The sequence below is a fragment of the Renibacterium salmoninarum ATCC 33209 genome (assembly GCF_000018885.1).
Lineage (GTDB): Bacteria > Actinomycetota > Actinomycetes > Actinomycetales > Micrococcaceae > Renibacterium > Renibacterium salmoninarum.
On record NC_010168.1, the window covers coordinates 1,495,575 to 1,517,565 of the forward strand.

At 56.6% G+C, this 21,991-nt stretch carries 19 protein-coding genes, 1 tRNA gene and 2 pseudogenes; 12 read left to right on the forward strand and 10 right to left on the reverse strand.

Annotated features, from left to right (window positions below; genetic code table 11):
* The first annotated feature begins 10 nt into the window (after positions 1–10).
* Together RSAL33209_RS07565 and mscL are read left to right on the forward strand one after the other, a co-directional pair.
* Positions 11–757 carry a M15 family metallopeptidase gene (locus tag RSAL33209_RS07565; protein WP_012245141.1) on the forward strand — a complete coding sequence of 249 codons (747 nt, stop codon included), beginning with the start codon at positions 11–13 and terminating at the stop codon, positions 755–757.
* A gap of 96 nt (positions 758–853) precedes the next feature.
* Complete coding sequence (gene mscL / locus RSAL33209_RS07570) at positions 854–1,255, forward strand: large conductance mechanosensitive channel protein MscL (protein WP_012245142.1); 402 nt, start codon at positions 854–856, stop codon at positions 1,253–1,255.
* A gap of 39 nt (positions 1,256–1,294) precedes the next feature.
* On the opposite strand, the gene glmM is transcribed toward mscL, so the two are convergent.
* The 3 genes from glmM to rplM form a co-directional block, all read right to left on the reverse strand.
* The gene (glmM, locus tag RSAL33209_RS07575) at positions 1,295–2,647 is read right to left on the reverse strand and encodes a phosphoglucosamine mutase (RefSeq protein ID WP_012245143.1); all 1,353 of its coding nucleotides are present in this window, start codon (positions 2,645–2,647) and stop codon (positions 1,295–1,297) included.
* A gap of 230 nt (positions 2,648–2,877) precedes the next feature.
* Complete coding sequence (gene rpsI / locus RSAL33209_RS07580; RefSeq protein ID WP_041684586.1) at positions 2,878–3,402, reverse strand: 30S ribosomal protein S9; 525 nt, start codon at positions 3,400–3,402, stop codon at positions 2,878–2,880.
* 40 nt (positions 3,403–3,442) lie between these two features.
* Complete coding sequence (gene rplM / locus RSAL33209_RS07585; RefSeq protein WP_012245145.1) at positions 3,443–3,886, reverse strand: 50S ribosomal protein L13; 444 nt, start codon at positions 3,884–3,886, stop codon at positions 3,443–3,445.
* A 449-nt stretch (positions 3,887–4,335) separates the two neighbouring features.
* Here rplM and RSAL33209_RS07590 point away from each other — a divergent pair, with 449 nt between their 5' ends.
* From RSAL33209_RS07590 to RSAL33209_RS17025, 4 genes and pseudogenes are all read left to right on the forward strand, one after another.
* The gene (locus RSAL33209_RS07590) at positions 4,336–5,199 is read left to right on the forward strand and encodes a hypothetical protein (protein WP_041684587.1); all 864 of its coding nucleotides are present in this window, start codon (positions 4,336–4,338) and stop codon (positions 5,197–5,199) included.
* 5 nt (positions 5,200–5,204) lie between these two features.
* Complete coding sequence (locus tag RSAL33209_RS07595; protein WP_012245147.1) at positions 5,205–7,445, forward strand: ABC transporter permease; 2,241 nt, start codon at positions 5,205–5,207, stop codon at positions 7,443–7,445.
* Complete coding sequence (locus tag RSAL33209_RS07600; protein WP_012245148.1) at positions 7,442–9,124, forward strand: hypothetical protein; 1,683 nt, start codon at positions 7,442–7,444, stop codon at positions 9,122–9,124. The genes RSAL33209_RS07595 and RSAL33209_RS07600 overlap by 4 nt, the downstream gene beginning before the upstream one ends.
* Positions 9,125–9,171: 47 nt before the next feature.
* A pseudogene (locus RSAL33209_RS17025) lies at positions 9,172–10,438 on the forward strand (IS3 family transposase).
* Positions 10,439–11,179: 741 nt separating this feature from the next.
* On the opposite strand, the gene RSAL33209_RS20020 reads toward RSAL33209_RS17025, so the two are convergent.
* The gene (locus tag RSAL33209_RS20020; protein WP_199533210.1) at positions 11,180–11,377 is read right to left on the reverse strand and encodes an SDR family NAD(P)-dependent oxidoreductase; all 198 of its coding nucleotides are present in this window, start codon (positions 11,375–11,377) and stop codon (positions 11,180–11,182) included.
* A gap of 415 nt (positions 11,378–11,792) precedes the next feature.
* Here RSAL33209_RS20020 and RSAL33209_RS07620 point away from each other — a divergent pair, with 415 nt between their 5' ends.
* Positions 11,793–12,113 carry a TetR/AcrR family transcriptional regulator C-terminal domain-containing protein gene (locus RSAL33209_RS07620; RefSeq protein ID WP_233494293.1) on the forward strand — a complete coding sequence of 107 codons (321 nt, stop codon included), beginning with the start codon at positions 11,793–11,795 and terminating at the stop codon, positions 12,111–12,113.
* Positions 12,114–12,182: 69 nt separating this feature from the next.
* On the opposite strand, the gene RSAL33209_RS07625 is transcribed toward RSAL33209_RS07620, so the two are convergent.
* Positions 12,183–12,255 (reverse strand) — tRNA-Ala (locus RSAL33209_RS07625).
* A gap of 92 nt (positions 12,256–12,347) precedes the next feature.
* Between RSAL33209_RS07625 and RSAL33209_RS20025 the strand changes: the two are divergent.
* Both RSAL33209_RS20025 and RSAL33209_RS17530 read left to right on the forward strand, forming a co-directional pair.
* Positions 12,348–12,428: pseudogene (locus RSAL33209_RS20025) on the forward strand (hypothetical protein); the annotation flags it as partial.
* Between the two features lie 56 nt (positions 12,429–12,484).
* Entirely contained in the window at positions 12,485–12,706 is a 222-nt protein-coding gene (locus RSAL33209_RS17530; RefSeq protein ID WP_012245153.1) for a VOC family protein, read from the forward strand.
* Between the two features lie 44 nt (positions 12,707–12,750).
* Here RSAL33209_RS17530 and RSAL33209_RS07635 read toward each other — a convergent pair whose 3' ends face one another.
* The 4 genes from RSAL33209_RS07635 to galU form a co-directional block, all read right to left on the reverse strand.
* Positions 12,751–13,530: an SDR family oxidoreductase gene (locus RSAL33209_RS07635; protein WP_012245154.1), complete on the reverse strand. Its 780-nt coding sequence runs from the start codon at positions 13,528–13,530 to the stop codon at positions 12,751–12,753.
* Positions 13,531–13,533: 3 nt separating this feature from the next.
* Positions 13,534–14,412 (reverse strand): hypothetical protein, encoded by an 879-nt coding sequence (locus RSAL33209_RS07640; RefSeq protein WP_012245155.1) that lies wholly within the window; start codon positions 14,410–14,412, stop codon positions 13,534–13,536.
* Between the two features lie 79 nt (positions 14,413–14,491).
* On the reverse strand, positions 14,492–15,103 hold the full coding sequence (locus RSAL33209_RS07645; RefSeq protein ID WP_012245156.1) for a GNAT family N-acetyltransferase: 612 nt from the start codon (positions 15,101–15,103) through the stop codon (positions 14,492–14,494).
* A 17-nt stretch (positions 15,104–15,120) separates the two neighbouring features.
* Positions 15,121–16,023 carry a UTP--glucose-1-phosphate uridylyltransferase GalU gene (gene galU / locus RSAL33209_RS07650; RefSeq protein ID WP_012245157.1) on the reverse strand — a complete coding sequence of 301 codons (903 nt, stop codon included), beginning with the start codon at positions 16,021–16,023 and terminating at the stop codon, positions 15,121–15,123.
* A 38-nt stretch (positions 16,024–16,061) separates the two neighbouring features.
* Between galU and RSAL33209_RS07655 the strand changes: the two genes are divergently transcribed.
* The 3 genes from RSAL33209_RS07655 to RSAL33209_RS07665 all read left to right on the forward strand — a co-directional run bounded on the left by RSAL33209_RS07655 (position 16,062) and on the right by RSAL33209_RS07665 (position 17,801).
* Positions 16,062–16,670: a 5-formyltetrahydrofolate cyclo-ligase gene (locus tag RSAL33209_RS07655; protein ID WP_012245158.1), complete on the forward strand. Its 609-nt coding sequence runs from the start codon at positions 16,062–16,064 to the stop codon at positions 16,668–16,670.
* A gap of 64 nt (positions 16,671–16,734) precedes the next feature.
* Positions 16,735–17,016 carry an FmdB family zinc ribbon protein gene (locus tag RSAL33209_RS17035; protein ID WP_012245159.1) on the forward strand — a complete coding sequence of 94 codons (282 nt, stop codon included), beginning with the start codon at positions 16,735–16,737 and terminating at the stop codon, positions 17,014–17,016.
* 101 nt (positions 17,017–17,117) lie between these two features.
* Positions 17,118–17,801, forward strand: coding sequence for an RcpC/CpaB family pilus assembly protein (locus RSAL33209_RS07665; RefSeq protein WP_012245160.1), 684 nt, complete (start codon positions 17,118–17,120; stop codon positions 17,799–17,801).
* A gap of 28 nt (positions 17,802–17,829) precedes the next feature.
* On the opposite strand, the gene RSAL33209_RS07670 is transcribed toward RSAL33209_RS07665, so the two are convergent.
* A complete protein-coding gene (locus RSAL33209_RS07670; protein WP_012245161.1) occupies positions 17,830–21,987 on the reverse strand; it encodes a DUF4011 domain-containing protein in 4,158 nt (1,385 codons plus the stop codon).
* Between the last annotated feature and the right edge of the window lie 4 nt (positions 21,988–21,991).

Below are 21,991 nucleotides of genomic sequence, written 5' to 3' on the forward strand. Positions count from 1 at the left end.
CCGTCGGGGCTTGCTCAACGCAGCGCTAGGTACCGCAGGCTTGCTAACGCTTGGGGCATGTTCAGTAGATGCTGACACTCAGCTTGAGCCAATGCAGGTTAAACCCGTCACGATCGAGACCGTGCCGACGCCCGAACAGAGGTCGCCTGCGATTATCTCGGCAACATCCCTAGATGATCCACATTCCTTGACCGTGATCGTCAACAAACAACGTCCGCTCAATCCGCAAAACTACCGACCAGATGATTTAGTAGTGCCCGCAGTGTGTTCTAGCGCTCCGGGTCAAGAATTGCTGCGAGCGTGTGCTGCTGAAGGGTTGGCAAAACTGGCCGCTGCTGCCGCAGCAAACGGAACGCCTCTCATCTTGCTCAGTCGGTTTCGTTCGTACGACACGCAAATTGCTACCTATAACTCCTGGGTTTCCACTTTAGGTAAAAGCAATGCGGACTCGGCATCAGCGCGGCCGGGATTCTCTGAACATCAAACCGGTTTGGCCGCAGATATTGGTGATTCCGCTGGTTGCAATTTGCAAAGCTGTTTTGCTGCCCAACCACTTGCACTATGGGTAAAAGACCATTGTCACGAGTTCGGATTCGTGGTGCGTTACCAGCCAGATCTACAGGGAACCACCGGTTTCTACGAAGAGCCGTGGCATTTACGCTACTTAGGCACCGAGCTTGCTACCGCGGTGGTCCGTTCCGGAGTAAGGACACTTGAGGAACATTTCGGTCTGCCAGCCGCGCCCGACTATCTATAAATTTCGCTGGTAATAGACATCAAATTTGCCTTGTGGTTTGTGGTTTTCGCGTGTCGAGCCTTCTAAATAGCGCTAATCAGGTCTAACTTTAGTGCCATGATAAAGGGATTCAGAGATTTTATATTGAAGGGTAACGTCGTCGACCTAGCCGTCGCTGTCGTCATTGGTGCAGCCTTCGGCACCGTCGTCACGACGCTTGTGAACAACATCATCATGCCTTTGATTGCAGGAATCGTAGGCAAGCCCAGCTTTAACGATGTTTGGGCATTCCAAATTGGCTCGGACCCAGCGAACAAGCTGCTTCTTGGCGCGTTCATTACCGTACTGTTGAACTTCGTCATCATCGCAGCAGCCATCTACTTCATGGTGGTAGTTCCGATGAACCACGTCATCGCTCGCCGTAATGCCAAGCTCGGCATCAAGGCAGGCGAAGAGACTCCTGACCCGCAGATCGTGCTACTTACCGAAATTCGCGACGCACTCAAATCGCGTAGCTAACTACAAAAATAAGCCTCAGAAAAAGCGGCTGGTATTCGTTTAAACGGCGAGTGCCAGCCGCTTTTCTATAACCTCAGCTAAATCCTCACAAATCCGAGTTGCCGTTGCCATATCGCCGGCCTCGACCATAACTCGCACCAATGCTTCGGTACCTGAGGGACGCAACAAAACTCGACCTGTTTGCCCCAGTTCTTGTTCGGCTCTGGCCACGGCCTCGCGGACGCCTTCATCTGTTTGAGCCCGAGTCTTATCTACGCCCTTGACGTTGATCATTAGCTGCGGAAGCTTTGTCATTGCGGTAGCCAGTTGCTGCAAGCTGCGTCTGGTTCGTGCCACCTGAGCCGCAAGCTGCAAGCCCGTTAGCACGCCATCGCCGGTAGTAGCATGATCAGCAAATATCACGTGACCGGACTGCTCTCCGCCAAGGTTAAACCCACCCTGGCGCATCGCTTCAAGGACGTAGCGATCCCCCACCGCAGTCTCTCGGATCGAAATACCGGCCTCGCGCAAGGCAATTTTCAAGCCAAGATTGCTCATCACGGTTGCGACCAGTACGTTGTCTTTCAGCTTGCCATCGGCCTTCAAAGCGAGCGCCAAAATCGCCATGATTTGATCGCCATCGATGACGTTGCCCTCATGGTCCACCGCCAGGCACCGATCGGCATCGCCGTCGTGCGCAATGCCAAGGTCAGCACCGTTGGCGACGACGGCCTCTTGCAAAGGTCCCAAATGAGTCGAGCCTACGCCGTCATTAATGTTCAAGCCATCCGGCTCAGCGCCGATCACGATGACCTTTGCACCGGCATCTTTGAACACCTGAGGTGAACAGCCGCTTGCTGCCCCGTGCGCGCAGTCGAGCACCACCGTCAGGCCGTCCAAGCGGTGCGGCAGCGTGGTGAGTAGATGCAGAATGTATCGGTCTTCCGCATCAGAGAAGCGCTGAATACGTCCGACGCCGACGCCGGTCGGGCGGTGGGGCTTAACTTTGAGCTGCGCTTCGATGGCATCTTCGGCATCGTCTGCAAGCTTTTGGCCACCGCGGGCAAAGAACTTAATCCCGTTATCAGCAGCCGGATTGTGTGAGGCAGAAATCATCACACCGAAATCCGCATCGAGCGAGGCGATCAAATAAGCGGCTGCCGGCGTCGGCAAGACTCCGGCGTCGTAAACGTCAACGCCGGCACTTGCCAACCCCGCTTCAACAGCAGCACCAATAAACTCGCCACTGGCACGCGGATCTCGAGCGATCACCGCTCGTGGGCGTTTACCTTCAGCAAGTTGGTCGTGACCAAGCACCACAGCGGCCGCTTGGGCCAGCGATAGAGCCAGCTCTGCAGTGAGCAAGCCATTGGCCAAGCCCCGGACACCGTCGGTTCCAAACAATCTAGACATCGCAGATAATTCTACCCGCTCCCGAGCAATTCTCTTGCTTCAAAGTGAGTTTTGCCAGGTGATGGATTATCAAGAGATTCCGCTTCGGATAGCAAGACGTCTTTGTGATAGCAAGAGACACCTACTTCTTGCTATCGCAAAGACGTCTTGCTATCCGAAGCGCTGAAGGGTACCTGAGGGCACGCGAAAGGCCCGCCAGCCGAAGTCGACGGGCCTTTGCAGGGCGCGATTTAGCGCTTCGAGTACTGCGGAGCCTTGCGAGCCTTCTTGAGACCAGCCTTCTTACGCTCGATGACGCGAGCGTCACGAGTCAGGAAGCCTGCCTTTTTCAGCGTGGCGCGGTTGTTGTCGACGTCGATCTCGTTGAGCGAGCGGGCAACACCCAAACGCAACGCGCCGGCCTGGCCGGAGGGGCCACCACCGGAGATACGAGCGGCAACGTCATAAGCACCATCAAGATCAAGAATCTTGAAGGGCTCGTTGACTTCTTGCTGGTGAAGCTTGTTCGGGAAGTAATCAGCCAATTCGCGGCCGTTGACAATCCATTTGCCGGTACCCGGGGTAACCCGGACGCGCGCAATAGCTTCTTTACGGCGGCCAACAGCTGCACCGGAAACGGTGAGTGCCGGGCGCTCTTTTTTCGGAGCGTCGTCCGCAGAAGCGGAGCTCTCCGAGGTGTAACTAGTTAGTACTTCTTCCTCGGCTACGTCGGGAGCGACGGCCTCGGTGTTCAGCTCTTCAGTATTCTGAGCCACAATTCTCCTTGAAAATAAGTTGGTTTGCGTAGGCGCAGAACTACTGGGCGACCTGGGTGATTTCAAACGTCTTCGGCTGCTGAGCGGCATGCGGGTGCTCAGCACCGCGGTATACCTTCAGCTTGGACAGCTGCTGAGCAGCAAGCGAAGTCTTGGGCAGCATGCCCTTGATTGCTTTCTCTACAGCGCGAACCGGGTTCTTTTCCAAGAGCTCGGCGTAGTTGACGCTGGAGAGGCCGCCCGGGTAACCCGAGTGGCGGTAAGCGCGCTTTTGCTCGAGCTTGGCGCCGGTCAAGGCAACCTTCTCGGCGTTGATGATGATGACGAAGTCGCCCATATCCATATGGGGAGCAAAGGTCGGCTTGTGCTTTCCGCGCAGCAGTGTTGCGGTCTGGCTGGCAAGACGACCCAGGACAACGTCGGTGGCGTCAATGACGTGCCACTGGCGATTGATATCGCCGGGCTTCGGGGTGTACGTACGCACAGTTTTTGCCTTCGTTTCGTGTTCATGGGTTATATCGTCCGCACTGGGCGCGGGCCGACATCACGTCTTCATGCGCTACCGGAAAAGAGGTGAGGGCTCCATACAACCAGTCATCCAAAGCGCCCGATCACACCCCGCGCATAGTGACTCTAGCAACTGAGCCTGCACATGAGCGCGTACTATCGAGCAAGGACACGCATAACGACTATCCATATTACCTTGCTTGTTGAACAGAACAAAACGAGACCTACACCCCGGTCATAAAGGGCTGAAAAAGACTTTTTCGAATCGATAGTCAATAAACCATTGCATTCCGGAAGCGTAAGGAGAATGATGCCAAAGATAGCTTCATTCACGCGGCGGAGGAAACAGTTGACGTTCGGCAGCCTGTTGTTCCGACGAGCACGTAACCGCCTCGGTCTTTTTCCCTTCTGGCCGCGATCGTGACGATGATTACCGCAGTATTGTGCGGCCAAATCGCGTACACGCAGGTTGCCGCGACGCGTAGTCTGCGTGACCTTGCCGGCTCAGCCGAGCAACCTCTGGGATATGCCAGGATCAGCACTTCTCTGATTAGCGACGGCGCTGACCAAAGCGCAAAGGCAAGCGCGCTTTTCAGCGGTAGCCAGTTGGTTGCCGGCACGGAAATTTACCGAACAATGCAGAGCTATCCGATCGCGGCACGACTCGCTGGCGAGACCAAAACGCCACTCAGTTTGATCTTTGATGCCTGGCCCGCAGCCCGTGATGGGGAGTCCGAGCCGACCGGGATCAGCCTTCTTGAAGGTCACCTCCCGCAGTCCAGCCAAGAAATTGCGATCTCTCGTGCGAAAGCTTCGCTCTTCAGGCTTGCGGTCGGTTCCGAAATTTCGCTAGCGCCGGATGCCAGGCAAAATGATGATGCAGCGCCGAGCAATCCCGAGAATTTCACCGTTGCAGGGATATTCAGCACCGATATGAAGGCGAGGCTCGCGCTTGCTACACTGCCGACGTCGTCCAACCAGAATCAGAGTGGCGAGACCCTGCTGGCACTGAGTACCCCAGACGCAGCCCAAAAGAACTCTGGGGGCTCGCCGCTCCGAGTGAGCTGGCTGATTCTGCCAAGTGCGGAAAGGATTGATTCGGCGGCACTCCAGGTGATCCCGTCCGTAATTTCTCGAGCCAAACAAGAATTTCTCGACGATCAGAGCCTAAGTAGTGGTGGCGCCACCCTGAGCGACACGTTGAGCTTGAATATACATAACGCTGCCAAGGCAACTGGATCAATACAAGGCATCACCCCCCCAGTGCTTTCATTCTGCTCTTCCTTTTAGGGTCAGTGACCCTAATCCAGGTCAGCCGGCTGCTGGTCTCGGCTAGGAACCGCGAAGAAGCACTGCTTCAAGCGCGTGGGTTGTCATTACGAAGCGCCGCCTCGCTCGTGCTGACTGAGGCTGCCGCAATATCACTGGTTGCCAGCGCAGTGGGCTTCGCTTTCGCCTTGCTACTTTGGCCCTTGTTAGGACATTGGTTGAGCGGCTCCGCCCAGGACTGGTTGCCAACGGTAATCCAAACCGCGCTTAGTGCTTGGCCTGTGCCGGTCTGGGTGGCTCTTGGCGTCTGCTTGATCCTGAGCAGCATCGGCATCCGTGCACTCAGGTCCAGTACTGAGTCCCAACGCAAATCGCTGTCCGGTCGGAAGCGGAAACTGGCCTCTTTCGGCGTTGTGGCGGCGATTTGCGCGGTGGCTGCGGTGAGCGGATGGCAATTCTTTTTGTACGGTTCTCCGCTGAGTGCTGATGGTCAGGTAAATCTTTTGGCGGTACCCGCGCCCGCAATTCTGATTATTGTTGGCGCCGCCTTGTTGGTGCTGCTGATTGCCTTGCTGGCACAGTGGCGCGAGAACCGACTCGCTGGTTCGGGGAGCGCTTTGGCAACCCTCGCGGCTCGGCAGACTGCCCGCAGAATCGGCGCACTTGCCGTACCGGTGATGTTGCTTTCGATCACAGCGGCAGCTACGACTCTTGCCGCTGGCTATTCACAGAGTTTTCAGCAGAGTCAGATCGTTGGTTCTCGGTTGACCAATGGAGCTGCCGTGCGAGTGGAATTGCCGCAAATTTCGGTCGTCGAACGCGCAGCCGATGTTCAGGATCTATCATCGGTGAATTTGCTTCCAGGGGTGACCGCGAGCAGCCGAGTCTATTCGGCTCTGCTCGATTCCAAGGATGAGAATGTCACCTTCACCGCGGTAGAAGGCGCTACGCTCACGAAGCTCCTGGACCCGAGTTACCCCGACACCGAAAAACTGCGCGCTGCGTTACAGCCAGAAAATCTTGATGAAGACTCGCCATTGATCCCTGCCGGTTCGAGGTCGCTTTCCGCAAGTTTCGCAGTGAGCAACGGCAATTCATCGTCGGACCGCAATTTCAGCGCAACGATTTGGTTGGAAGGCCACGATGGAATCGTTCCGTTCGCGGTGGAGTCACAACCATTGCCCCCAGGTCAGATGAACGTTGGACCGCTCAATATCTCCCTGACTTCGAGCTCAGAGCCTCGCCGCCTCATCGGCATCGACATCTCGATGGGGCTCGGATTCGGTTATCAAGCTGGCGAAATTGGCGCGGCGGTGACGTTACATTCCCTCTCTTTAAACGGCGATGCCTCAAAACCACTCTCCGTTGACAAGCTCCGCGGCATAACGGAGAAGTCGCCCAAATACACGATCGGTAATGATGGGCCATCAGTTCAAGCTTCGCCAACAGCCACTGGCAACATCTCAGTTCGTTTCACAACGGCAGCAGCGGCAAAGCAGACGCCGCTGGCGCTGGTAGCAAGTCAGGCATTCGCCAACAGCATCAATGCGAAGAGCGGAGACTCCTTGACGCTCAACCTACCTGGCGTCAGAATCGAATCCCGGATCGAGACAATTGTTCAGGCTTTGCCGGGTAGCTCAACGGCATTGGCTGTTATGAGCGATCTGCAACGTTTTCAACGGGCGGAGTGGCAGCGCTGGCAACCGGTACTCAACTCGAATCAATGGTGGATATCCAGTGCGCAACCGGAGCTTACGGCGCAGCAGGTGAAATCCCTCGCTCCTTCTGATTCAAAAATCAGCCTTCCCGGAAACAGCATCTCGGATCAATTTGCCGGGCCCGGTGTCGTGTCACTTTGGCTTGGCGCCGTCTGCGCACTGCTGCTATTCGCAGCCGCTTTGTTTGCCAACATCCTTGCAACCGCGAGAGTTCGAGATGGCGAGATAGCGGTCTTGCGCGCGTTAGGCGTTTCAGCCGCCGATCAAGCAAAGGGACGTCGTCAAGAGATAAGCCCCGCAGCTGTGCTAGCAATCGCACTGGGCACAGGCATAGGATTCGCGGTGTCCTTTGCGGTGCTGCCCGCACTGGTCAGAGCCACGCTCACCGGGACCAATGGCAACACGCCTTTGTTGCTGGAGTTCGCCTGGGTTCCGCTGGCAATAACGCTCGCCGTCGAACTAGCACTCGCCTTGCTCGTCAACTCCATATACAGCCTGATGATCATCAAACGCGCTAAGGCCTCGCCCACTGTGCAGGACCAACTATGAGCGGCTCAACTCGGCTCAGGTCGCTTTTGCAGACTGGGTTCAAAGCATCTCCCGGAGTTGCAACACTGACTGCCTGCGTAGTTTTGCTAGCAGTCTTCATGCTGACGTTGTGGCCACGAGCAGTCAGTAATCTCATTTCAGCTGACATCCAGCAACAAATCAAAAATAGCCCGGCGGCTTTGTTTTACCCCACTGCAGTGATCCCCGGGGTTCCTCTTCCCACTCGATTTCCTTCCGCACCAATCCCTGCATCTTCGTCGACTGATTTGAGCGCCGACGACGCTAAGAATTTTGCAGAAACCGACGCCCAGCTGGCTGCCTTCCGCGACAAACAACCGGAGCCGCTGCGTTCAGTGCTTGGACAGCCCCAGTACACCTTCACTCTGGGTAGCAGACCGCTTTCGTTACAAAAAGATGCGCAACCAACGACTCAAGAACTTCCCCGGCGCGTGACCGGCCTAAGTGCCACTCTTGCCTTCGATCCCCGGCTGAGTCCCAGAATCAAGATCATCGAGGGCCGCAGCCCAAATGCCCACACCACATCAACTCCAATCGAAGTCATGGCTTCCCAAGCCACCGCGGCGAGTATCGGTTGGAAAATTGATCGAGAAATTTCAACGCCGGCCGCCAATTCACCAGCACAACTGCGCTTCAAGCTTGTCGGTATATTTCAACCCACAGATTCGGAAGATCCCTACTGGGCGGTCAATCACGATGCAAAGTATCCCCTCGTCGATGATCGCCCCGACACCGGCATTAAGATCGGGATGCAGCTTTACCCAGCAACCTCCTTGATTTCAACGCTTTTCGACGCAACGTTGCCTGATGGAAGCAAGGCACGACCCTACTTCAAAGCACTACTGTGGTATCCGTTCCAGCCAGGAATTCTCAACGACGGCAATACAGCCCAAACCGTGCAACAACTCAGATCGTTTCTCAATCAGCAGTTGACACTTGGCGACTCACCCCCGCCTGAAACCTCCCAGCAATCTGGCGGCACTCGGTTCGTTTCGAACGCAATTGGCGTCCTTAACGACTCGTTACAAAGTGGGTCCTCAACTAATGCAATCCTCGCACTCTTAGCTTCGGCACCGCTTGGGCTTTGCCTCAGCGCGCTGGCGCTTTGCCTAGCTCTGATTGTCAGACGGGCCGAATCAACACTGCGGATCAGCTCCGCCCGGGGAGCCTCCACCTGGCAACTGCGAAAAGTTCTCGCTACCGAGGGCGCACTGATGGCGTTGCCTGCCGGTGCACTCGGGGCTGTCGGAGCGATCATCCTCTTTCCGGCACCAACTCGCTGGACTGATCTTGTGCTGCCACTAATTTTCAGCTGCGCTCCCGCAATGATCCTGGCCGCGCTTGTACCCGATAACCAGGTATCGCTCCGCGGTGAGACCAGACGTAGATCCGCAAGAAAATGGCGGCTTGCCGCCGAAGCCCTAGTCATCATCCTCGCCGGCGTTCTGACTGCACTTTTAGTCGGACGAGGGTACTCGGTGACCAGTAGTAGCGGCACAAGCAGTGATGGCGCAACGTCCGTGGCGAAACTTGATCCACTCATTGCGGCAACACCTTTGTTTATGTCGATTGCCGTTGCGATAATCCTGCTCAGATTGCTACCAATTCCCTTACGCGCACTGCATCACATGAGTGTGCGCCGGACGGGATTTGGAAACTGAATCGCCCCGGTGTGTCCGGAGACTTTCTTGTTTGAGAGGATCAGGACATGGCAGGGAAAACTACGACACGGTATCCGCAGGAGTTGAAGGATCGTGCGGTGCGCATGGTGGCGGAGATGGAGGGTGCGTCTTCGGCGTGGGCGGCGATGCAAAAAGTTGCCCAGCTTTTGGGTGTGGGTGTGCCGGAAACGGTGCGTAAATGGGTCCGGCAAGCCGAGATCGATGTTGGTACTAGAACTGGAACAACGAGCACGGAATCGGCCGAGCTGAAACGGTTACGGCGTGAGAACGCTGAGCTGAAACGGGCGAACGCGATCCTTCGGAGTGCTTCAGCTTTTTTCGCGGTCGAACTCGACCGCCACAACACTGATCGTGAAATACATCAAGGACCATGCCGGTCACCGCGAGAATAATGGATTGCGGTGGGGTGTCGAGTCGATCTGCCAGGTGCTTACTGGGACGGGGTGAAGACCACCCCGTCCCACGTACTACGAATGGGTGGATAAAACACGATCTCACCGAGAACAACGTGATGAGGTGCTCAAGCCCGTGATCCAGAAGGTGTATGCCGCTAATTACGGGGTTTACGGCACCAGGACAGTCTGGTTGGCGATGAACCGTGAAGGTGTGCCGGTGGCCAGGTGCACGGTAGAACGGCTCATGGGGTTACTTGGCATACAGGGTGCGGTCCGTGGCAAGGTCAAACGCACCACGATCAAAGACTCGAAGGCGGCCCGAGCGAAGGACTTGGTCCGCCGTGATTTCACACCAACGGCACCGGATCGGCTATGGGTAGCTGATTTCACCTATGTTTCGACCTGGTCCGGGTGGGTCTATGTTGCCTTCGTGATCGATGCTTACTCTCGGAGGATCCTGGGCTGGTCAGCGAGTGCTTCTATGAACACCGTGCTAGTGCTCAACGCAGTTAATCAGGCAATCTGGAGTCGTGAACGGGCCGGGGCTGAGATTTCCGGGGTGATTCATCATCACGATGCCGGGGCTCAATACGCCTCCTTGGCCTTCACCGAACGCCTGGCCCAGGCCGGTATCCGCCCCTCGATCGGTTCTGTGGGTGATAGTTACGACAACGTCTTGGCGGAAACCATCAACGGGCTTTATAAGACCGAGCTGATCAAACCCGGCAAGCCCTGGCGGACTCTAGAAGAAGTCGAAATCGGCACCGCTGAATGGGCCGATTGGTACAACCACCGAAGGCTCTACCAGTACTGCGGAGACATCCCACCAGTAGAGCTAGAAAACCACTACTACAATCACTACCAGAGCACGGCAGCCGCCGACAGGCTCATCGTCTGAGAAACCCTCCGGACACGCCGGGGCGATTCAGACTGTAGCTCTTCCTCTGCATGTTCGGCGATTCCTACTCTTTCGCTGACGGCCCGACGAGTCCCCCAAAGCCTCCCTCGGTGGGGGGGGGAGCATTCACGCTCCCCGGGTTACCCGCCAAGTCCCAAGCAGAAACTTAGCCGAACCTCATCGTCTGTGACTTAGGCCCCGCCCACTTCCCCGCGGCGCCAGCGAGACGACGGGGCGCTCAGAGCGGCTGGTGATCCGGTCATCTCGCCATCGTATCGGCTGCAGGGCAGGGCCGAGAAGGAGCCCTCCGTGCGCAACACGAACTTGCGACAAACGAGGCGTCGACAGAGGTGAGACAGAGAAGCAGAGCCGTGAAGTCGGTCTGAGCACCCAATCGTGACATGGCGAACGGTTCGGGCGAGTAGGCCCGCGATCGACTCGTTGATCAAGGGCCTTGAAATGACGCCGGGATTAATGGAGTCGACCCGGATGCGATCCCGACTTAGCTCCACAGTGCGGCGGTCCTAGTCAGCTCACGTAGCATCAATTTGCTGGCGACGTAGGGCGCGTAGAACTACGTGCCGATGTGATCTGTTGACGATCGCTCCCCCTCCGTTGCACCGCAGTGACGGGTTCACAGCATTGATGCCGAGGAACGTACCGGTGAGGTCAACCTCGAGAGTGCGGTCTCAGCACCGCGATCGACCCAAAATGGCGCTCGGTCTCGGTGACCGCTGCAGCCTAGGCCTCCTCATCAGTAACATCCAGCCGGGCGAACAAAGCTCGCTCGCCGAGTTCGGTGGCAAGTTCTTTGCCTGGCCCTTCGGACGTGCCTGCGATAAGGACATTCGCCCCTTCTTGGTAGTAAGCCCGGACGCGGCTGGCGCCTGGTCCGCCGGTGCAACCAGCAACCAGCAACCAGCAACCAGCAACCAGCAACCAGCAACCAAAATAGTCTGCTTGTCGAAGCGCCTCATAATGTGACCCTCTCGATGAAACATTGGTGAGTCGGGTGAATCGCCGTAGGTCTCATGGCGTGCACGCCGACGGAGTCTTCGACCTACCACCAGTGCGTTGCCGAGCAGAAGCGGGCTGCCATCAACGAAGTGGTCAACAGATTGTTTCTTGATGCCGGGTATGCCGGCACCTCACTCGCCAAGGTCTCCGAGGCGGCAGGGTATCGAAGGCGAACCTGTTCAAGCAGTTCTCCACCAAGGCGGCCCTGTTCGATGCGATCGTGACGGGGTCCTGGAAAGTCGAGGACGACGGTAAACTCCGGCCGCCGGCAGGAGATCTTCGGTCGGGACTCACGGTGATCGGTCGCAGGTGTGCGGCATTGCTTACCCGTCCCGGCATGGCAGCGCTCTTCCGTATTGTTATCGCTGAGCTGTCGTGCTTTTCGGAGTTGGGCGAGTATAACTTCGAGCATGGCAAGATGTATTATTTAGACTCAGTACGCCGCTATCTTGAACCCAAGAACGCTTTAGGAGCCGCCAAGCTCGACGACACGGAGGCGGCAGCGACCCACTTCCCTGCGATGATTTCCAACTACGTCTTCTGGCCCCGGATGCTGCTCATGAACTGGTCTCCCTTCGACGCATCGATGGCACACGCGGTCGACGATGACGTACTGATAAAGGAAGCCAGATATTGCATCGCAAGCAGCACCAACTGAAGTCGGAGACGTTGCGGATCCTACTGTGTGGCTTTTGCCCAAGCACTTGCCTCTGAAACCATTAGAAAGTGGAGCATAGGAGATTCGAACTCCTGACCTCTTCGATGCGAACGAAGCGCGCTACCAACTGCGCCAATGCCCCGCATGGACCCAAAGAATCCAAGCTAAGCCAGCCTACGCCACTGTCAGCATCCGGCCAAAATTGCGGGTTACACTGACCGCATGGGGTAACGCTTGACCTTTATTACCCTCGCCGTGGCGGACATCCCAGCGGCGAAAACGTTCTATCTCAACCGGCTGGGCTGGCAGGCCAGCTATCAAGATGAAACGGTTCTGATGATTCGCATCGCCTCTAGTGTGGTGCTTTCGTTTTGGGCCATCGAAGAATTCGTCGAAGAAGTTGGCCCGTCTCCACCGGCAATGCGCCCATTACCTTGGCCTATAACTGCCGCACGCCCGGCGACGTCGACATGGTGCTGCGCCAAGCCATGGCCTCCGGCGGCACTAGACTCCAGCCCGGCACCAAACGCGGTTGGGGTGGCTACTCTGGCTACTTCTTGGACCCAAATGGCTACCGCTGGGAAGTAGCCTGAAACCCTTCGGAAATGGGCGAAGATCTGCTCGATCAGGCCGGCGCTTAAGAGCGCGCCACGAGCCACTGCGCAAAGGTCTGCCCAGGCTCGGCAGCATCAAGGGCAAGATTTTTGCCCGAGCGAAGGAACCTGCCAAATTCGCCCGGCAACGGCATCCGGAGCCGCAGGCCTCGATTGCCTGCAGCCTTCCATTGGGCAGCCAGCTCGTCCATGCTCAGCAACTCCGGACCAGCAACTCGCGTCACCTTCGCAGCTGATCCGCCGGAGTCTGATTCAACTGAGCCTGCTTCAACGGCATCGAGAATCTTCACCGCGACGCTCTCAACAGAAACGGGCTGAAAAGAAGCGCCAGCGATGACCGGTATCACACCCGGAATCGAGGCAAATATACTGCCGACTAACTGATGAAATTGAGTCGCATAAACCACAGCACCAACATCGTCGGCCAAGTACAGCGAAGCCCGCTCAGCCTGCGTCTGGTAATAGGAATATGACGACTGATCCGAGCCAATAATAGACAAAAGCACCGCTCTTGGCACTGCTGCGGATCGGGCAGCTTCCAGCAACCGCGCCGATGCGCCGGGTAGTGATTTTTGCGCCTTGCCAAACTTTCCATCGAGCGTGTCTACTAGGGCGGCTGCACCAGATAGCGAGTCCGCCAGACCCTCACCTGAGAAGGCATCAACCACTGAATGTTCGACGCAGCTGGCAAGTTCCAGAGGACGGTGCCGTGAAAGTATCCGAACCTGGTGGCCACGTGCCAGTGCCTCTGCGACAACCGCTCGGCCCGCAGTGCCAGTTCCGCCAGCGACAGCTATTAGCACGATTTAGGCTCGTCGGCGCTGCAAAACATCGTCGAGGTTATTGAGCGCTGCCGAGTTCTTTGCAGCAGGCGCTACCGGCTGGTTGATACCGGCTTCAGACTTCTTGATCGACGTGCGAGCTGCCGCCTTTGGCTGCTCGGGCAGATCCAGTGGCGCAGGTGCTGGACGCCCCACTTTGGCCGCTTCTACGTAGCTCGGCTTAGGCACCGCTACTGGTTCCCACGTGCCGTCACTGTTCACCTTGGCGCCTTCAGCAACCGCTAAGGCCGCACGACGCAATTCGGTCGCCGTCAGCGGGGCCGGCTTCTCCGGAGCCTTACTTTGCTGCGCATCGAAGACCACAGCAGGTTTTGCCGGAGCAGCCACAGAGCTAGTCTGCGGCTTCTTCACCGAAGTGGCAGTACTAGACATAGCCGCCTGGAAGGCTGCTTCAACGCGTTGTTTGCTGTCACGAATTACCAAACCTCGCAGGGCAGCTAAGCAACCTGCGAAGACCAAAACGCCAACTACTGGAATCCAGATTGTCGCGACGCCAGCAATCCGAAGCACACCACCGATTAGTACAGCGAGCGCCGCAACCACACCAAGCAACGCAATTGCTGTGCGGTCATATTTGATCGCGAAGGGAAGCGATTCCTGTACCTTTTCAGCCACTTTTGCGGGGCCGGTTTTGTCAGTCATAACAGCCTCCTGCGGCCGGGGTGTTGCAGCGTCCATCAGCATCGTGGTCGACTCACGTTCCGGAATCGATTCATCCATTTCTGCAACTGCCACCGTTGAACTTTTGACGGTGCGCAGACGCAAAAAATATGGCACTACCCAAATCAGCCAGAGGGCCACAATAACGACCAAAGCGACTGAAGTATTGAGTGGTGCATTCACACTTCAACTTTAATTCGCTCTTGCGCCGCGGCCCGCATTAGCCGCGGTGTGTCGAGCCGAATCTACGGCCCGTTTCAACTCAGCGCTGCAGCCGCAACCTTGCGAGCAAACCAGCCGGGACTTCTTCCGCGGTCAGCGCGAAAGTCCGATGGTCTGCCCAGGCCCCGTTGATGTGCAAATACCGGGGTCGCAACCCTTCATCGCGGAAGCCTAGCTTTTCCACGACTCGAAGGCTCGGTGCATTTTCTGGCCTGATGTTGATTTCCATCCGATGCAAGCCAAGATTCTGAAAACAATGGTCTGTGGCCAGCGCAAGCGCAGCTGGCACCAAACCACGTCCGGCTCGAGCTTGATCGACCCAATATCCAGCGGTTGCCATCATCGCTGATCCCCAAATGATGCTGCTGACGGTGAGTTGCCCGGCAAATCGGGGCACGCCGTCGTCGTTATTTTCGGTGATCGCAAAAGGCAAGGCACTGCCAACCCGTGCTTGATTAGCTAACGACCGCACCATTTCAGAGAAGCTGGGCAATCGACCACTAGGGTCAGGATTGCTTGCCTCCCAAGGCGCCAACCATTGCTGATTACGCAGCCGGACTTCTTGCCAAGCCTTTTTATCCCGATTTCGCAGCGGACGTAAGGTCAGCGATCCGCAACTTAACGTGGTCGGCCAAGTCGCCGAACCCCACATGGTTCAGCGACCCAATCTCAACGGTCCAACGTGGTACTAAAGTCCTTCAACCAGGCACGCAGATCCGGTCCGAGCTCGGCATTCTCACAACCTAGAGTGACTACGGCCTGCAAGTAGCTCAGCTTGTCACCGGTGTCATATCGCCGGCCGGAAAAGACCACACCGTAAACTCCAGAGCCTTCACCTTCGGAAGTAGCTAGGGTCTGCAGCGCATCGGTGAGTTGAATTTCGCCGCCGCGGCCTGGCAGCGTATTTTCTAGCACCTCAAAAACTCGCGGATGCAGCACGTATCGGCCAATCACAGCCAAGTTCGACGGCGCATCCTCCACCGCGGGCTTCTCCACCAATTCATTGACACGGACGTAGTCCTTGCCGTCAATCGGAGTCATATCGACGCAGCCATAGGCGCTAATCCTTGCCGGTTCAACTTCGATCAAGGCGATAACCGATCCGCCGGTGCTCTCTTGAACTTCCAACATGGTTGAAAGGAGCTCATCGCGCTCATCAATCAAATCATCACCAAGCAGTACCGCAAATGGTTCATCGCCCACGTGGGTTTTAGCGCGAAGCACGGCATGGCCAAGACCCTTGGGGTCGCCCTGGCGAACGTAATGGATCTCGCCAAGATCAGTAGCGTGCTGGACGGCTTCTAGGCGCTCCGCGTCTCCCTTAGCCTCCAGGAGACGTTCGATGTTCGGCACCCGATCAAAATGATCTTCCAGTGCTCGTTTATTACGCCCAGTGATCATCAATACATCTTCAAGGCCCGCGTCAACGGCTTCTTGAACCACGTATTGGATGGCAGGTTTATCTACTACGGGGAGCATCTCTTTTGGCATAGCTTTTGTCGCTGGCAAAAATCGAGTGCCCAAACCTGCAGCTGGAATGACTGCTTTACGGATGCGTTGCGCTTTGGTCATTACCCTAGGCTAACCGACAATGATGACAGGAGGCATTTATGGTCGATACAAGCAAAGCTGCACAACGGGACGAGTTCCGATTGCGACGAGCTAATTTGGACAGCTCAGCTGTGCTGGACGCCGGCAGTGGATTACGAAATGTTGGCTTTCAGCTAATAGCCGAGCTCAGCTTGCCGTACGGACAGCAAAGCATCGCGGGATACTTACCAGTGCAAAATGAACCTTCAGTTCTCGAATTATTGACCGGGCTCCACAAAGCTGGCCACTCGGTAATCGTGCCAATCTGCGAAGCGGACTATCAACTCTCCTGGACGCACTGGCAGCCGGGGATCGCATTACAGCGCAGTACCAGGGCCTGGGTCAAGGAGCCAATTGGCGAACGCCTTGGCATCTCCGCACTGTCCGACGTCGGTTTGATTTTGGTACCAGCATTGGCCTTGGACGCTAGCGGCGCGCGGCTAGGCCAAGGCGGCGGCTATTACGATCGTTTCCTTGCCCAGTTGAGCGAAACTTCCTTTGTGCCAGTGCGCGCGGGCGTCGTTTATGCTGAAGAATTTCGCCAAGCAGGAGCTTTCGTTACCGAGGAATTCGACCAGCCAGTAGATTACGCGCTAACCCCGGAATTCTTCCGACAGCTGGAATGTTAGAATTATTAGTCGGGTAGAGGAGGTATTTGAACCGCAAGCCCGTGATTCAACCGGAGGATTCACCGTGCCAACCTATGCTTATGCCTGCAAGGACTGTGGGCACAATTTTGATATCCAGCAGTCGTTCAGCGACAGCTCGTTGACGGTCTGCCCCGAATGCGGCGGTAATCTCCGCAAGAAATTTAATTCTGTGGGGATCTCCTTCAAAGGATCTGGCTTCTACTCCACCGATTCCCGGTCCTCGAGTTCAGCCACTGCTCCGGCAGCTCCGTCGACTCCGTCAAGTTCGACGCCGGCCGCTTCGACCTCATCGGAAAGCAAAGCTGCCAGCCCAGCGGCTAAGTGACTGCTCCGCAACATCTAGGCTGACGCCAAACTTTCCACACATTTTTTCGCGATCGGCCTAGTTGAAGAACACAGCCGTCAGCAAAAACCTAGTCTTTTGGTATGCGCTCGCGATCAAAGGCACCCCAAGTCAAGCTCCTTCTCCGCTGGATATTCCGGCTGGTCAAACGTCGGCGACGATTGATCGCGGCGCTGCTTTTATGTTCGGCTGCTGCGATCGCGGTCAATCAGCTCACACCAGCCAACCAACCGGTGGAAACCGCACTAGCCGCAAGCAAGGATCTGCCCGCTGGTAGCACCATTTCGGCCAGCGATATGGTGCTATTGAAGGTACCGCTGGCTGCAATTCCTCAGGCGGCGTTGGCTCGGCCTTCGCAAGCAATTGGCCAGCAACTCGCGGGCGCTCTGCGTAAGGGACAGATTTTAACTGACACCTCATTGCTAGGGCAGAGCCTACTGACCGGAACACCAGCTGGAAGCGTCGCCGTTCCGCTCCGATTATCAGACGCCGGAACCGCAAAACTCGTAGCACCTGGTCAACTGGTTACCGTAGTGCTGACCAACGAAGACAGCACCGGGAGAGCCGAAAATGGCACGGTCCTGGCCGCTTCGATCCCCGTGCTTTGGAGCCAAACTGGCGCTCAAACTGCAAATGGGAACAGTTGGCTTCCCGGCAAAGAGGCAGACGGCTTAGTTGTGGTCGCGGCCTCAGCCGAGCAGTCTAAGACGCTGGCCGGAGCGAGTACGCGAGGCAAAATATCGCTGGTGTTAGTCAGCCGAAGCTGATGTTATTGCTGGCAATATGATCCCCAAATTATCCCCAATGCGGCGGCCTTTGCTCCCGCAGCCATTCATCGTGATCTTGATTTTCACGTTCTCCCCAAGATCGCGGTTCATCCTCGGCTGCGCGTTGCGGCAGCACCGGAGCGCCTTCCTTGCTTGGCTCGGACGGCTTAGGCAAGTTCATCGAAACATCCTGGTCAAGATTTGTTGGGGCAATTTTTGGTAGCGGTTGATCACCGAGCAGTGCGGCAAGATCTGCTGTGTTCAGTGCGCGATCCAAACCGAGATACCCACCAATTCGATCAGCGCACGCCGACGGATCGGTAAAGACCTCAATAGTCCATAACGGCATGTACCGCCAACCACGCTGCTCTAACAGTTGCGGCCGTAATCTGCTGCGTTCCCGTACGCTCATTGTTCGGTAACGTCGAGAGCCATCTGATTCAACTGCAACCGGAGTAGGAACTTCGGCATCAGAGACGCCCAGATATCTGACTGGATCTGCTGCCGCAACAATATCGATCAAGCCGTCATAGTTGTACCAAACTCTGGCATCCCGGGCACGCAGACGATCAGCCAGATCGGCAACAAGTGGGTCGTCTTCTAAAGCTCGATCAGACGGAGCAATCCGTGATGCATTGGTGGCAGAAATTTGTGTGCCGCCCAATTCGCGGGCCAATAACTGGTAAAAGTCACGAGCGCCGTAATTGAGTCGAGAAGTATCAAGATCTTCAGGCTTGAAGCAGCTCAGTACGCTCAAATGCTCCCGAGCCCTGGTCATAGCTAACGCAAACTTACCTCGACCGTCAGGGGCCGAAAGCGGGCCAAAGTTATGTAGTGCCCTACCATGCGGTGTTCTACCAAACCCGAGCGAGAAAATAATCCGGTCACGTACCAAGCCGGGAGCCCGGTCTAGGTGAACAATCCGGAACGGTTCATCGCCACCGGCGAAAAACTCTTGAAGGTCCGGGTGATTTGCCACGTTCAACCTGACAGCCTCTGCAACGCGAGCCGCATGCCTGGCGCTAGCGGTGATGACGGCAAGCGATGACCTTGGATGAACTCGAGCGCTTTCAAAAACAAGGTCTACAACCCGATTTACCTCAGCAGCAACAGATTCGACGCCTTCACCATCGCTACTGGGCAGCCCGGTGCCGTCTGCCAAATATTCCACCTGAACGGCCTGGTCCAACTCAGTAACGGCCTTGCCGTATGGCAAAAGCTGTAACCCATTGCCATAGAAATCCTGGCTCAACTGATTGCTGAGATTCTCGTCAAGACTGCGGTAGCTCCGACGAAGCTGAATTTTGGGCCGGACCCTGCTCAACGCGTCAAAAACGCTGATCAAAGGCCTACTCGCGCGCTTCGGCGCACCGGCAGTCACCGCAATGCTGAACGGCGCGGGGCTAAGCAGCTGATTGTCGCCAAAAGCAATCACTTGGCGGGCTCGCGACAGGCTCGGCAACGCCGACTGCACTGACATCGACTCTGCGTCTAGAAGCACCACCGCATCGAAACGCTTGCCCTGCGGCAAAACTGTTGGCGCAATGAACGGGCTAGCAGTCCACACCGGTACCAACTGGTCAATCAAAGCGCCAGCGTGTGCTTCAAGCAAGTCCAAATTGACTCGCCCGTCTTTGAGCACATTGCGCAAAAATTCAGTTTCTCGACCTCGCCCGGCCACAAGTTCTCGCCATTTGGCCGCTAAGCTCCAGCGCAATCTTGCCGGTCCGGAGACAATATGTGCTTGGTCAGCCAACCGATATTCGGCTTCCAAACGACGCAGGCTCTCGCCGTCGGACATTGCTAAGTAGTCATCGCCGCTGATCATCGCTTCAAGCGCAGACTGCCACCAAGCTAGCTCAAGCTCGGCTCGAGTCTGAGCGGGCTGAACCTCTCTAGCGGCAAGGTCGTCCAGCAACTCACCCAGGCCATGTTCGCGCATACTCTCTTCGAGCAATGTCCGCTCAGGCAAGTTTTCTAGGGTCGCTTTGTCATCTGCCAAAGCCTTCAACCGGCGCACCAGGGACTTGTGCTCGACTAATTCCAGGCTTCCGCCGGCGGCCGTTCGTTCCAGCGCAGCACCGAGCTTGAGTAGCTCCCCCGCAAGTTCGTGATAGCGGTTTCGCAATTCGACCAGCCCAGATGGCACCGCCGGATGACGCTGGCTAGTCGCGAAATCTGACCATTCTTGACGCTGGTCCTGGACCAACAGCAACGATTCGTGTAAATCGTCAATGTGCACACCCGGGCGAACGTATTCCCTGGCTACCCGGCGCAAACGGGATCGTTGCATCGACGGCATATCCAGATTTCGGTCGCGACGCCAGGTAACACTGGCAGTAGCGGAAATCAGATCCGTCACCGGACGATCAAAGATGTCCGGCATGAACTTATCTAAGCTTTCACGAACCGCAACCAAAAGCTCTAGCTGCTCACCCCAGCGAGCGAAGCTGTCGCCGTGGCGAATTTGCGCGTAATCAGCAACTTCGTCCATTTTTGCCGCGAATGCTGGCAGCTTTTCCAGCAACTCAACTGCCAAAGCATGGGCTTCTTCGGTTTCCTTGCGCGTGACCAATCGCGAGCCATACCAAGCACTACGGGTTGCGGAACGGCTAAAGCTGCCCAGCTCTGCCGCTCGGCGCAATCTTCCTCCGAGCTCCGCGCGGTCTTTAATTGCGTCTAAGACGCTACGTTTGAGTCTGACCGTGGTCGCTGGCGCCGGCTGAATGGACGTGAGCTCGGCTAAAGACTGCATCGCTTGATAGGGCGAGCCTCCCCACCGTGGCCGAACTCCGTGCAGGGAAGCCACATGATCAATCAATTGATGACGATGCGAGGCCAAGGTCGAATGCAAAGTGCCCAGCCGCGGCTCCGCAGCCTTTTCATTGCGAACAATCGCTCGAACCAGTTGCGATTTAAGCTGTTGCGGGCTGCTGTGCTCGCTTAATTGCAGAACTACGCTGTCCAAAGAAAGTGCCGCGAATCGCTGAGCCAGCTCATTAAGCGTGGAGCGCCGCTCGCCCAAAACCAGGACGTTTTTGCCATCAAATGCCAACGCCGCAATGGCGTTCAAAGCGGTTTGAGTTTGGCCAGTACCCGGTGGCGCCGAGATAACAAGCGACTCACCGGCTCGGATCGCATCAAGGGCAAGTTGCTGCTCTTGATCAGCATCCAAGATATGGAATTCGTCCGCTGGCGCTCGCTCATCCAGCGGGGTGAACCGCTTCGCCTCTATCGCTGCTGGCGCTTCCTGGAAGCCATCTTCTGCGGAGATCGCTTGCAATAATTCTGGCACCAATCCTTCGCCAGAGCGCAGCGCTGGATCGGCCAAATTGTCTTTCAAATCCGCGAAGCTACCAACCAAAAGATGGTGCTCGACGTTTACGCCTGGAATTGTTGCCGTCAAAATCCGCAAGTGTTCCAACACCGGACCCGGCTCAAATCGGGCGGTGTTGTAGGCAAGACGGGCAACCGCCTGTGGGTCGAAGCTGATGCCGTAGTGCTTTTGAAGTAACCGAACCAAAGCCGGATTGATCGTGGCTTGTGCAGTCAGCTGAAGTTCGTAGTCGTCCTGCCCTGCGCGGGCGCTGAGCGAAATCGAGATCAACATCACCGGCGCACTGACTTGGTGATGAACCCCGGTGCTCGAGGTGCCCCAACCAACCGTCCCAGCTGCCAAGTAGCCAACGTCCACACCGCGGTCAGAACCGAGTTCATGGATTTTTCCGCGCAATGCCCTGGCCGCGTGCAAAGCCGCGTTCAGCTGGCCAGGATCCCTAATCAGCGTGGAAAGCCTAGTTTTTCGACTTGCTAACAACTGCGCCAAACCCGATGGGTGCGCATGCGTCAGGTCAATACAACCGACACCTTTGGGGTCAAAGTCGAGCAAAGTGTCAGGGCCCTGGAACGGCTCCAGAGCATCGAGCCAGACGCGCAGCTGCTCAGAGCCTTCCGGCTGGCTGACAATATCTGACACGTGACCCTTCTTCTCCACCTTGTTGTTCTCTAACTTCTTCTCCGCTACCCGTTTGACGGACTTTGCCGCCTTTTTAGCTAGCCTGGCCTCTGTGACGGCGGGATCAACGGTTTGTTCACCTTCCGACGGCGCATCCAGTTCAGCCCCATCGACTACTTTCGACGAAGACTCCCCTCGCGCGGCGCGCTGCAACCTTGACCATACCGGCATGTTT